Raw genomic sequence first — 12395 nt, forward strand, 5'->3', positions numbered from 1 at the left:
GGCGGACGGAAACTTGTCAGGCGGCGGCGAGTTCCTCGACCGTGGCTTTCTCGCGGGCCTCGGTCAGGTACCGCGCATAGGCGGGCAGGGTGAGGAAGGACGGGAAGTCCTGGGCGAGGGTGACTTCCTCGAAGATGTCGCGGGCGTCTTCGAAGCGGTCGCCGTCGAAGCGCTCCAGCCGGGCGAACTCCTCGTCCAGGAGCTCTTCGACCCAGTGGTGGGTGATGATCTCGCCATGGTCGGTGATGGCCCGGGCGTAGATCCACTGCCAGAGCTGGGAACGGGAGATTTCGGCGGTGGCGGCGTCTTCCATGAGGTTGTGGATGGCCACTGCGCCGTTGCCGCGGAGCCAGGATTCGATGTAGCGGATCCCGACTTCGATGTTGTTCCGGATGCCCTGTTCGGTGATGGTGCCGTGGAGTGAGGCGATGTTGATCAGGGCGCGGTCGTCCGGGGTGACGTCCTCGCGGAGCTTGCCGAGCTGGTTGGGCTTCTCGCCGAGGATGCTGTCGAACACCTCTCGGGCGACGGGCACAAGGTCGGGGTGGGCCACCCAGGAGCCGTCGAAGCCGTCGTTGGCTTCGCGCGTCTTGTCCGCGCGGACCTTGTCGAAGGCGTTGGCGTTCGCTTCCGGATCCTTGCGGTTGGGCACGGCTGCGGCCATGCCGCCGATGGCCATGGCGCCGCGCTTGTGGCAGGCCCGGACGAGCTGTTCGGTGTAGGCGCGCATGAAGGGGGCGGTCATGGTCACCTGGCCGCGGTCCGGGAGGACGAAGCGGGGGCCGCGGGTGCGGAAGTTCTTGATGATGGAGAAGATGTAGTCCCAGCGGCCGGCGTTCAGGCCTGCGGCGTGGTCGCGCAGTTCGTAGAGGATTTCTTCCATTTCGAACGCTGCGGTGATGGTCTCGATCAGCACGGTGGCGCGGATGGTGCCCTGGTTGATGCCGAGCAGGTCCTGGGCGAGGATGAAGATGTCGTTCCAGAGCCGGGCTTCGAGGTGGTTTTCGATTTTGGGCAGGTAGAAGTACGGGCCCTTGCCCTGGGCCAGCAGGCGGCGGGCGTTGTGGAAGAAGAACAGGCCGAAGTCAACGATGCCGCCGGCGACGGGTTCGCCGTCGATGAGCATGTGCTTTTCGGGCAGGTGCCAGCCTCGGGGGCGGACCACGATGGTGGGCAGGTCCCCGGCGGGGCGGAGCTTGTATTCCTTGCCTTCTTCCGTGGTGAAGTCGATCCGGCGTTCCAGGGCGTCGGTGAGGTTCAGCTGGCCCTTGATGACGTTGCGCCAGGTGGGGGTGGAGGAGTCCTCCATGTCCGCGAGCCAGACTTTGGCGCCGGAGTTCAGGGCGTTGATGGTCATCTTCTTGTCCACCGGACCGGTGATTTCCACCCGGCGGTCCTCCAGGCCCGGGGCCGGGGGAGCGACCCGCCAGGACGGGTCGTTGCGGATGTGCTCTGTCTCCCGCAGGAAGCGGGGATCGGCGCCGGCGGCGATCTCCGCCCGCCGGGCCCGCCGTGCCTGCAGCAGTTCCTTGCGCCGCTCAGCAGTGGCCCGGTGCAGCTTGCCGATGAACTCGAGTGCGTCCGGGGTGAGCACCTCGTTCTGCCGGCAAATCGGCTGCGCAGTGAGTGTGATTCCGTTGATCGTGAAGCTGTCAGTGAAGCTGTTCATTTCAGTCTCCTTAAAGACGAAAGGGAAGTTCGACGGCGGGACTTGCCTGGTTGGGGCCGGGAAGGGAAATCCTCCGCGTGCTATCCCCATCCCCGTCGTAAGACCTCGCAGAGCTCGGTCGACGCCGGGGACAGGGCCCCTTTACGCACGCTTCCGGATTCCCCCTCCCGACCCGGCGACGGTCACCTCAGATGCGTACCGCCGTCGTGCCTCATCGGTGAGCGAAGCGAACGGCTCACCTTGGGCGGAAGTTGTTAGTGGAACTGGCCCTCTTCGGTGGATCCCACGAGGGCGAGGGTGGACGCGTTCGGGTTGAGCGCGGTGGAGATGGTGTCGAAGTAGCCGGTGCCGACTTCGCGCTGGTGCTTGGTTGCGGTGTAGCCGCGGTTTTCGGAGGCGAATTCCTTTTCCTGGAGTTCGACGTAGGCGCTCATGCCGGTCCGGGCGTAGCCGTGGGCGAGGTCGAACATCGAGTAGTTCAGGGCGTGGAAGCCGGCCAGGGTGATGAACTGGAACGTGAAGCCCATGGCGCCGAGTTCGCGCTGGAACTTGGCGATGGTGGCGTCGTCCAGGTGCTTGCGCCAGTTGAACGAGGGCGAGCAGTTGTAGGAGAGCATCTGGTCCGGGAACTCGGCCTTGACGGCTTCGGCGAACTTGCGGGCCAGTTCCAGGTCCGGGGTGCCGGTCTCCATCCAGATCAGGTCCGAGTAGGGGGCGTAGGCCTTGGCGCGGGCGATGCAGGGTTCGATGCCGTTGCGGACCTTGTAGAAGCCCTCGGCGGTGCGCTCACCGGTGATGAACTCGCGGTCGCGTTCGTCGACGTCGGAGGTGATGAGGGTTGCTGCTTCGGCGTCGGTGCGGGCGATGACGACGGTGGGGGTGCCGGCGACGTCAGCGGCCAGGCGGGCGGCGTTCAGGGTCCGCACGTGCTGCTGGGTGGGGATCAGGACCTTGCCGCCGAGGTGGCCGCACTTCTTTTCCGAGGCGAGCTGGTCCTCCCAGTGCACGCCGGAGGCGCCGGCCTGGATCATGGATTTCATGAGTTCGTAGGCGTTCAGCGGGCCGCCGAACCCGGCCTCGGCGTCGGCGACGATCGGGACCAGCCAGTCCTGGACGCTCTGGACGCCTTCGGCGAATTCGATCTGGTCGGCGCGCAGCAGGGCGTTGTTGATCCGGCGGACCACGGTGGGGACCGAGTTGGCCGGGTAGAGGGACTGGTCCGGGTAGGTGTGGCCCGAGTTGTTGGCGTCCGCGGCGACCTGCCAGCCGGAAAGGTAGATGGCCCGCAGGCCGGCCTTGACCTGCTGCACTGCCTGGTTGCCGGTCAGGGCGCCCAGGGCGTTGGTGTAGCCGCCGGTCTTGTGCTCTTCGGTGAGCTGCTTCCACAGCTTCTCGGCGCCGCGGCGGGCCAGGGTGTGTTCTTCGGAGACGCGGCCGCGGAGGCGGACGACGTCGGAACCTGAGTAGTCACGGGTCACACCTTCCCAGCGCGGGTTGGCGGCCCACTCGAGCTCCAGTGCGGCGGCCTGCTCTTCGGGCGTCTGCTGGGTGGGCTCAAATGCTGCAGTCATCGTTGATCTCCTTGATTGAGCTCCGGAAGTGGTGGGTGGGAACCGCGTCGTTGAGGTTCCCACCGGCTTTCCGGTGCGGTGTTCTTTCCGTGTGAACTACTTTTCAGCACTTTCAACCCCCTTTCTAGAGAAAAGGGGTGGAAAGAAATGCAGTTCTTCGCGTATTCTGCAGAAATGTCGCCTTCAAGCTGGAACAGGGACGTTTCCCAGCCATCCTCCGCCGCAACGACGGACCTTGACGTCATCTCGCTGGGCCGCCGCGTCCGCCATCTGCGCAAGCAGGCCGGGCTGACGCTCGATGACCTGAGCGCCGCCGTCGGGACCGCGCCCAGCCAGCTGAGCCTGATAGAGAACGGCAAGCGCGAACCCAAACTCAGCTTGCTCCAGCACCTTGCCGGCGCCCTTGGCGTGAGCATCGACCAGCTGCTCGGGGCGGAGCCCCCGAGCCGCCGCGCTGCGCTGGAAATCGAGCTGGAACGGTACCAGCGCGGTCCCCTGTACGAATCCCTGGACCTGCCCAAAATCCGCATCAGTTCACGGCTGCCGCTGGATGTCCTGGAAGCCCAGGTGGGCCTGCTGCAGGAGCTCGAGCGCAAGATGAACGAGCAGGTGGCAACCCCGGAGGAAGCGCGCCGCGCGAACGGGGAACTGCGGGCGATGATGCGGGAGCGCGGAAACTACTTTCCGGAGTATGAAGCTGAAGCGCAGAAGGTCCTCAAGGAGGTGGGCTACACCACCGGTCCGCTCAGCCAGCACGTCATTGCCGACATCGCCGCGCACCTTGGTTTTACCCTGCACCACGTCAGCGACCTGCCCCATTCCACGCGCTCCGTGACCGATTTGAAGAACCGCAAAATTTACCTGACGCAGAGCCAGCGGCAGGATCACGATCCGCGCTCGGTGCTGCTCCAGGCCCTGGGACATTACGTTCTCGGCCATGAAACGCCCCGCAACTACGGGGATTTCCTGGCCCAGCGGGTGGCGACCAACTATTTCGCCGCCGCCCTGCTCCTGCCCGAGCAGGCAACGGTGGAATTTTTGCAAAAAGCCAAGGCCGCCAAGGAAATCGCCGTGGAGGACATCCGTGACGCCTTCGCCGTCTCTTATGAGACAGCTGCCCACCGCTTCACCAACCTCGCCACAAAACACTTGGGCATCACCACGCATTTCCAGAAGACGCACCAGAGCGGCATCATCTACAAGGCCTACGAGAACGACGGCGTGAACTTTCCGCAGGACCACACCGGCGCCATCGAGGGTCAGCCGTCCTGCAAGGCCTGGACCTCGCGCGCCGTGTTCGACGTGCCGGACAAGTTCAGCGCCTACAGCCAGTACACCGACACTCCATCCGGCACCTACTGGTGCACGGCGCGCACCGAGCGCTCAGCCTCCGGGGAGTTCTCGCTGAGCATCGGGGTGCCCTACCAGCACGTGAAGTGGTTCCGCGGGCGCGAAACCACGGCCCGCGCCACCTCCAACTGCCCCGACCCCACCTGCTGCAAGCGTCCGCCGGAGGCCCTGACCGCCGAGTGGGCCGGGAACGCCTGGCCCTCGGCCCGCGCCCATTCGCACCTCCTGGCCGCCATGCCTCCCGGAGCTTTCCCCGGCGTGGACGAGACAGAGGTGTACAGCTTCCTGCAGGCGCATTCGGGGATTTGAGGGACGCTCTCTCACGTTTTGCGGCTTCCCCGCAACGCTCTCTCAGCGTGTGCATGAGGGTTCGGCTCATCCCGTGAAAGGTGAGAGAGGGTTCCCACTATCGCTGCAGGATGTGAGAGGGCGTGCCGGTTCAGCCGTGGAGCTTCCGGTAGGCGTCGGCCGCGGCCGGATGGAGCGGGATGCCGGCCGTGTTGATCAGGGTTTCCGGGCTGAGGAACTGGACGCCCATGCTGGATTGCGGAATCAGTTCACCGGCGTGGTGCACCAGCAGCTGGACGGTCCGTTCCACCGTGCCGGCGTCCAGGTCCGCCCGGCACAGCAGCAGGTTCGCGGCGCCGACCGTCCAGACCGCGGGCACGCCGGGATAGCTGCCCTCTGGAATGAGGACGCGGTCATACTGCGCTCCGTGCCGCGTGCGCAGCTCCGGCAGCAGCGCCGACAGGTCCAGCAGTGCCAGCGGCACCTCCTGCTGGGCGGCGGCAACGGCGGCGGTGGGCACACCGCCCGACCAGAACAACGCATCCACTGTGCCCGCCTTCAGGGCGGCCAGGCCGTCGTTCAGGCCAAGGCTTACGACGGCGACCGTCCCGTCAGCGGTTGCGCCACCCGCGGTCCGGGCATTCAGGCCTGCTGCCGCAAGGATCCGCGGGGTGGTCAGGGACGTTCCGGATCCCGGCTGGCCGACAGCCACGGTCCGGCCGGCCAACTGGGACAGATCCACGATTCCGCTGTCCCGGCGCACCACGCAGTGGACGTAGTTCTCGTAGACCTTGCCCAGGGCCGCCAGCGGTACCGCCTCCGTGCCGGGTTCCGGGGCTGCGGCTGCCGCATCGGCAAGAGCGACCGCGAACGTGGCCCTGCCGCCACGGAGCTCGGCCAGGTTGTCCAGGCTGCCACCGGTGGCCACCGCTTCGGCCCTGTCCGCCACCCCATGGCGCTCCAGGGACGCCGCCAGGAGGGTGGAGAACTCAAGGTAGAACCCGCCCGGCTCGCCGCCCGCTACGGTCAGCAGCCCGGGACGCTGCCCGGTGCAGGCGGTCAGGGCTGCCGGCAGTCCGGCGGCCGCCGCCGCTGCCAGGACGGTCCTAAAAAGCGCCCGCCGGGTAGGAACCAGCGCCGGACATCTGTCACCCATCGGCCAGCCCTCTTTCCGCGCCGGAAGCCGGTCGGTCAGCAACCGAAGGAGCAGCAGGGAATTCCAGCCGGGCGGACAGGCCGTGGGGCGCAGCCTCAGCCAGCACCAGCCGGCCGCCGTTGGCTGCGGCGAGTTCGCCCACAATGGTCATCCCCAATCCCGTCCCGGGCACCGGGGTATGGCGTGGCGCGCGCCAGAACCTCGTCGCGGCATTGGTTCGTTCCTGCTCCGACAGGCCCGGCCCGTCGTCGGAAATTTCGACCAGGACCCTGCCCTGATGCCGGCGGACAGCTGCGGTAACAGTGGCCCCGGGGGCGTACTTGATGGCGTTGGCAAGGAGTTCCCCCACCATCTGGCCCAGTTCCGCGGGGTGGCAGGCGACCTCCGCCGGCGGCACGGGCGCCTCGGCCAGGAGCAGCCGGCAACCGGCACGCCCTGCGGCAGGAGCGGCACGCTCGACTTCCCCCTGCAGGACCGGGAAGGGGTCGGCCGGCTGCGCGGCGGGCCGGGAACCACCGCTGAAGGGCCGCGCCGAATCCTCGGAAGCCCGGTGTTCCGCGGCCGCCAGCTTCAGCACCCCGTCGAGGATGTCCTCCACCCGCTCCAGCTCCGCCATCACATTCTCCGCCGCTTCGCGCTCGCGGGTGGTCTGGAGCTCGAGCTGCAGCACATCCAGCCGCAGCCGCAGCGCCCCGATGGGATTCCGCAACTGATGCGAAGTGTCCGCAATCAGCTGGCGTTGCGACTCGATGCTGGCGCCCATCGTGCGCGCCATGGCGCCGAAGGACCGGCTCAGTTCCCGCAGTTCGGGCGGACCATCCTCCGGCAGGCGGCCCGCACGTCCCGTCCGTGCCAGCTCGGTCACGGCCGAGTTCAACCGGAGGACAGGCCGCAGCACCCAGGAGGTGACCCGGGCGGCGGCCAGCAGGAGGACCGCAGCCAGCGCGACGGCGGCAGCCCCCACCAGGAGCCAGCGCTCGCGAAGCTTCTGGCGCGCCGTATCCAGGTGGACGTCCAGGACCACCCCGCCCAGGACCTGGCTGGCGCTGCCGAACGGCCGGAAGATCAATTCAGAGCCGGACCCGAAGGGCTGCAGTGGGGCAAGGGCCGTGTCGGTGACGTTGAGTCCGGCCCGGGACAGCGCGTCCCGCACATCGGGCCGGTCGCCCTCCAGGCCGCCTGACGCCAGGATTCCCTGCTGCAGCCGCACTACAACCCCCTCCCCGTAAAGGCCGGAGTAGGTGTCCATCTCGCGCTGCAGCCGCACCGTGTCGCCGTCGGCGGCAGCATCGAAAGCCACCTGGGCCAGCCGGTTCAGGGAGGCGGCCCTGGTGATCTGGACTTCCTGCGTGAGTTCACGGGCGGCGGATCCCAGGATGGTGCCGGAAACCAGGAAGACCACCAGCAGGCACAGCACGCTGAGGACGCCGAGAACCCGCAGCCTCACCGGCCCTCCGCTTCCACCCGGTAGCCGACGCCGCGGACGTTGATGATGAACCCGGGCTTCTGCAGCTTGGCGCGGAGCCCGGTGAGGTGGACATCGAGTGACCGCGAGGAAGCCAGGAACGCGTCGCCCCACAGGGCATCCAGGATCTGTTCGCGGGTGACCACCGATCCCGCATTCCGGGCGAGGAGGGCCAGCAGGCCGAATTCGGTGGCCGTCAGCGGCAGCAGGGACCCGTCCTTGGCCGCGGTCCGCCGGTCCAGGTCGATCTCCAGGTCATCCAGGACGATGGTGTGCGGGGTGCTTCCGCTGCCGCGCCGCATGCGCCGGGTCACGGCTTCGATCCGTGCCAGCAGTTCCACGAGTTTGACCGGCTTGACCAGGTAGTCGTCGGCGCCGGAGCGAAGTCCCAGCACCACGCTGCGTTCGTCGTCGCGCGCCGTCAGGATCAGGATGGGGCAGTCGGTGACCTGGCGGAGCTTCCGCAGTACCTCCAGCCCGTCCATGTCCGGAAGGCCCAGGTCCAGGAGGATCACGTGGTAGTCACGGTGGGCCAGCAGGGCGTCCGCGCCACGGGACACCCTGGTCGCCTTCAGGCCCGCCGTCGCCACACCGGCCGTGAGGGCGCCGGCCATGGCGTCGTCGTCCTCGACGATCAGCACGTCCATTGCCATCTTCCTTGTCCTTTGCCGGGGTTGAGCCGTCCCCCGCCTTTGGAGACTACCTCCTGGCGGACATTTTTTCCCCGGCGGGCCTGAATCCTAAGGAAGTGTTAGGAAAGCGCCCGCCGCGTTGGTTGTGCCGTGGGTCACCCATAGTTTGGTGGGGGTCCTCCGCGCTTTCGGATGACTGTTCACGCAAGGAAGGTTCACTGATGAGCACCGAACAAGCAGCGCCGCCGGACAGTGCGGCCCACCCCGGGGCACCCCTCACCGACGCAGCCCAGACCCGCCGGGCCGTTGGAAACATCCTCAAAGGCTCCGCCGGCAACCTGGTGGAGTGGTACGACCTCTACGTCTACACCGTCTTCGCAGCCTACTTCCAGGCCCATTTCTTCAACTCCAAGGACGATCTGCAGGCCGGGCTGGAGGCAATGGCTGTCTTCTCGACGTCGTTCCTCATGCGGCCCATCGGTGCCTGGTTCTTCGGCCGGTACGCCGACCGCAACGGCCGCAAGGCAGCCCTGACCCTCAGCGTGACACTGATGTCCGCGGGCTCGTTCGCCATCGCCGTGCTGCCCACCCAGGACGTGATCGGCATCTGGGCCATGGTGCTGCTGGTGCTGGTCCGCCTGCTGCAGGGCTTCTCGGTGGGCGGCGAGTACGGCACCAGCGCCACCTACATGTCCGAGGCCGCCACATCGCGCCGCCGCGGCTTCTTCTCCAGCTTCCAGTACGTGACCCTGGTGGGCGGCCAGATGCTGGCCCTGCTGGTCCTGGTGATCCTGCAAAACACCTTGGGCGGCGACGCGCTCAACGAGTGGGCATGGCGCATCCCGTTCGCGCTCGGCGGCGTGGCGGCCCTGGTGGTTCTCTGGCTCCGCCGGTCCATGGAGGAAACCGTCTCCGCGGACCAGATCCGCGCGGCCCACGTCCAGGCTGCGGGCGAAGCCCAGCCGGGAACCCTGAAGCTGCTGTTCACCAGCCACTGGCGGCCGCTGCTGGTCTGCATCGGCGTCACCCTGGGCGGCACCGTGGCGTTCTACACCTACACCAACTTCATCCTGAAGTTCATGAACGATACGTCCGGCATCGCCAAGACCGACACCTCGGTGATCAACTTCTGGGCACTGTTCATCTTCATGCTGCTGCAGCCCGTCTACGGCCTGATCTCGGACAAGATCGGACGCAAGCCGCTGCTCGTCTGGTTCGGCGTCACCGGCGTCCTGTTCACCTGGCCGCTGCTCTCCACGCTCTCCGGCACCAAGGACCCCTTCACGGCGTTCCTGCTGATGATGGGCGGACTGCTGATCGTGGGCGGCTACACCTCCATCAACGCCCTGGTGAAGGCAGAACTGTTCCCGGCCTCCATCCGTGCGTTGGGCGTGGGCCTGGGCTACGCGATCGCCAACTCGCTCTTTGGCGGCACCGTCCCGCTGATTGGCGCGGCGTTGCAGAAGGCGGGCCAGGTGGAGCTTTTCTTCACCTACGTCACCGCCGCCATCGCCATTTCGCTGGTCGTCTACATCTTCGCGCTCAAGAACAAGAAGGCCACGCACCTGGACAGGGAACAGGGCGACGCCTGGGCTGCCTCCAGGACGGACGACGCCGGCACCCCGGCAGGTGCCAACCGCTAGGTGTAATTCCCATGGAGGTTGTGAACGCGGCTGATGGGGGTTTTGCCTCCGATGCCGGTATGGGTTCTGTGGTGATTGTAAGCGTGTAGCCAGTCGGGGTAGGAAGCGGCGCGTTCGGCTTCTGATATGTAGGGTCTGGCGTAGGCCCATTCGGTGGCAAGGGTCCGGTTGAAGCGTTCTACCTTGCCGTTGGTCTGCGGCCGGTAAGGGCGGGTTCGCCGGTGCTTGACCTGTGGGCCCAGGGCGGCTGCGAAGGCTTTGGAGCGGTAGCAGGCTCCGTTGTCGGTGAGGACGGCTTTGATGGTGATGCCGTGGGCCGCGAAGAACGCTGCGGAGCGGAGCCAGAACGCGGCAGCGGTTTCCTTTTTCTCGTTGTCGAGGATCTCTGAATAGGCAAGTCGTGAGTGATCATCAACCGCATGGTGCAGGTAGGCGTACCCGACGCCGGCGTGGCGGTTGCGCTTACCTCTGGCCCGTCCAAGGGTGCGGTGCCCGCCTCCGGTCGGTATGCGGCCGAGCTTCTTGATGTCGACGTGGACGAGGTCCCCGGGTTTGTCGTGTTCATAGCGCTGCGGTGCGAGCTTTCGGACGGGCAGGCCGGTTCCCTGGTCAAGGCAGGCTAGCCGCGGCATCCGGTACCTGACCAGGACCTTGCCGACGGTTGAGCGGGCCAGGTGAAGGTGGGCCGCGATCCGATGGGGACCCCATCGCCGATTGAAACGCAGCGCCAGAATCCGCCGCTCCGTGCGTGCGGGAGTCCGGCGGGGACTGCGCCGTGGTCGGGACGATACGTCAACCATTCCGTCCTCACCCCGGGCCCGGTACCGGTCCACCCATTTCTTGGCCGTCGCTGGCGAGCACTGGAACCGGTCAGCTGCCCGGCGGAGCGTCCATCCCTGCTCGATGACCAAACAGGCGAGCTTTCCCCTGGCTTTGGGTGTGAGGTCGGCGTTGGCATGGGTAACGTAGGACACGAGGGCCTCCTGGCATCGAGATGAGTGTGGTAACCCAAATCGATACCGGAGGCCCTCGCCCTTTACATCACGCCACGCTGTTCACAACGTCCGTGGGAACTACAGCTAGGCCAGGTGCCAACCGCTAGGCAAGGTGCCAAGCGCCAGGCAGGGCGGCGGCGCCGGTGGGGTTCGACGCCGGCGCCGCGTGCCGCCGTCGGCGGTGTGACCGAAACGACCGCAAACCGTAACCCTTCCGGCATCGCCCGGCGGCCGGCCCGCTGCTTCACTGGAACCATCCGGTCCTTGGATGGCGGTACGGCGGCGGCCCTGCCTGCCGGGGAATCACAGGGGAAGAGATGAACGTTCCACGGCGTGCGGTGCTGGCTATGCTCGGCCTTGTGGCAGTGCTTCCCGCCTGCGCGGCCGCGCCCCCGGAGCTGGTGACGGCGCCGGGAGTGGAGCGGGTCTCGCTGGATGCGGACGCCTATCGGGCTGAAATCGATGTCCTGCGCACCTCCGCCTACACGCTGGGTGCGGCCCTCCTCGCCGACGGCGGGGACGGCGCCGCCGGCGGGGACGGCGCCGCCGGCAACGTCGTCGCATCACCCGGAAGCCTGCTGACAGCGCTGCTGATGCTGCGGTCCGGAGCGGGCGGCGGGGCGGCCGCGGAACTTGACCGCGTCCTCGCCCTTCCCGGAACCACCCGCGATGAGGCGGCGAACGCAATGCTCGCTGCCGTCGAAAAGTACGACGGCGACCCCGGCGCCGTCGACGAGGACAACCCGCCACGGAAGCCCGTCATCCACCTGGCCAACGGACTCTTCCTGGACAGGAACACCCCGGTGGGCGAGGGCTACCTGGCCGGCCTGGCACGGCACTACGGCGCAGGCGTCCACCTGGTGGATTTCCGTGACCGGGCCGCCGCGGAACCCGCCATCGACGCGTGGGTGGACCGGAACACGGGCGGGCGCATCACGAAAGCCCCGGCCAAGTTCGATACCAGGAACACCTTCAGCCTCCTCAACGCGCTCTATTTCGCCGCCGCCTGGAACACCCCCTTCGACCCTGCCGACACCACGGACCGGCCATTCACCACCGGAAGCGGCGATGTGGCGAGTGTCCCGACCATGAGCCAGGCAGGGGGAGCGAAGTACGCCGGGGGGGAGGGGTGGCGGGCGGTGGACCTTCCCTATGCGGAAGGAGCCGTGATGCGCCTGGTACTGCCGGCGCCCGGCGCCCCCGCCACACTGTCCGCGGATCAGCTGGCCCGGATCGGCGCGGCGCTGGAGTCCGCATCGGTCCAACCCGTCCGCATCACGCTGCCCCGCTGGGACCATGAGAGCAGCTTCGACCTTCGGAAGGTCATGGAAGCCATGGGCCTGTCCCGCACGCTCACCACGGAAACGGACTTCGACGCGATCCAGCCGGGGCTGAAGCTGACGCAGGCCGCCCAGGCCGCAAACATCACGGTGGCGGAGAAGGGGACCGTGGCGGCGGCCGTCACGCAGCTGAACGGACGTGCGGTCAGTGCGCCGCCCGAGCCCGCCATCTCGATCGCCTTCGACCGGCCGTTCCACTACCAGATCGTCCACAGCGGGACGGGGCTGCCGCTCTTTATGGGCAAGGTGGCGGACCCGCGTTCGTGACCGGGCGTGCCCCGGGCCC

Annotated in this window: 9 protein-coding genes; 3 read left to right on the forward strand and 6 right to left on the reverse strand. The window is 67.3% G+C overall.

The annotated features are described in order from the left end of the window. Positions 1 to 16 precede the first annotated feature (16 nt). Both aceB and aceA read right to left on the reverse strand, forming a co-directional pair. Positions 17 to 1669, reverse strand: a complete 1653-nt coding sequence (gene aceB / locus ACJJV6_RS11070) for a malate synthase A (RefSeq protein ID WP_407708936.1) — start codon at positions 1667 to 1669, stop codon at positions 17 to 19. 254 nt (positions 1670 to 1923) lie between these two features. Continuing rightward, positions 1924 to 3240: an isocitrate lyase gene (gene aceA, locus ACJJV6_RS11075; RefSeq protein ID WP_407708937.1), complete on the reverse strand. Its 1317-nt coding sequence runs from the start codon at positions 3238 to 3240 to the stop codon at positions 1924 to 1926. A 147-nt stretch (positions 3241 to 3387) separates the two neighbouring features. On the opposite strand from aceA, the gene ACJJV6_RS11080 reads away from it, so the two are divergent. Beyond that, complete coding sequence (locus ACJJV6_RS11080) at positions 3388 to 4899, forward strand: helix-turn-helix domain-containing protein (RefSeq protein WP_407708938.1); 1512 nt, start codon at positions 3388 to 3390, stop codon at positions 4897 to 4899. Between the two features lie 130 nt (positions 4900 to 5029). Here ACJJV6_RS11080 and ACJJV6_RS11085 read toward each other — a convergent pair whose 3' ends face one another. Genes ACJJV6_RS11085 through ACJJV6_RS11095 form a run of 3 tightly spaced genes read right to left on the reverse strand, consistent with a single transcriptional unit; the run spans position 5030 to position 8146 of the window. Continuing rightward, the gene (locus tag ACJJV6_RS11085) at positions 5030 to 6034 is read right to left on the reverse strand and encodes a TAXI family TRAP transporter solute-binding subunit (protein ID WP_407708939.1); all 1005 of its coding nucleotides are present in this window, start codon (positions 6032 to 6034) and stop codon (positions 5030 to 5032) included. Then, positions 6027 to 7481 (reverse strand): sensor histidine kinase, encoded by a 1455-nt coding sequence (locus tag ACJJV6_RS11090; RefSeq protein ID WP_407708940.1) that lies wholly within the window; start codon positions 7479 to 7481, stop codon positions 6027 to 6029. Before ACJJV6_RS11090 ends, ACJJV6_RS11085 begins: the two co-directional genes overlap by 8 nt. Further along, positions 7478 to 8146, reverse strand: a complete 669-nt coding sequence (locus ACJJV6_RS11095; protein ID WP_407710492.1) for a response regulator transcription factor — start codon at positions 8144 to 8146, stop codon at positions 7478 to 7480. Before ACJJV6_RS11095 ends, ACJJV6_RS11090 begins: the two co-directional genes overlap by 4 nt. Positions 8147 to 8352: 206 nt before the next feature. Between ACJJV6_RS11095 and ACJJV6_RS11100 the strand changes: the two genes are divergently transcribed. Beyond that, complete coding sequence (locus tag ACJJV6_RS11100; protein WP_407708941.1) at positions 8353 to 9774, forward strand: MFS transporter; 1422 nt, start codon at positions 8353 to 8355, stop codon at positions 9772 to 9774. Here ACJJV6_RS11100 and ACJJV6_RS11105 read toward each other — a convergent pair. Beyond that, complete coding sequence (locus ACJJV6_RS11105; protein ID WP_407708942.1) at positions 9771 to 10748, reverse strand: IS481 family transposase; 978 nt, start codon at positions 10746 to 10748, stop codon at positions 9771 to 9773. The genes ACJJV6_RS11100 and ACJJV6_RS11105 overlap by 4 nt on opposite strands. Positions 10749 to 11086: 338 nt before the next feature. Between ACJJV6_RS11105 and ACJJV6_RS11110 the strand changes: the two genes are divergently transcribed. Beyond that, positions 11087 to 12376 (forward strand): serpin family protein, encoded by a 1290-nt coding sequence (locus tag ACJJV6_RS11110; RefSeq protein WP_407708943.1) that lies wholly within the window; start codon positions 11087 to 11089, stop codon positions 12374 to 12376. Positions 12377 to 12395: the final 19 nt, after the last annotated feature.

This window comes from Arthrobacter nitrophenolicus (assembly GCF_045833485.1).
Lineage (GTDB): Bacteria > Actinomycetota > Actinomycetes > Actinomycetales > Micrococcaceae > Arthrobacter > Arthrobacter nitrophenolicus.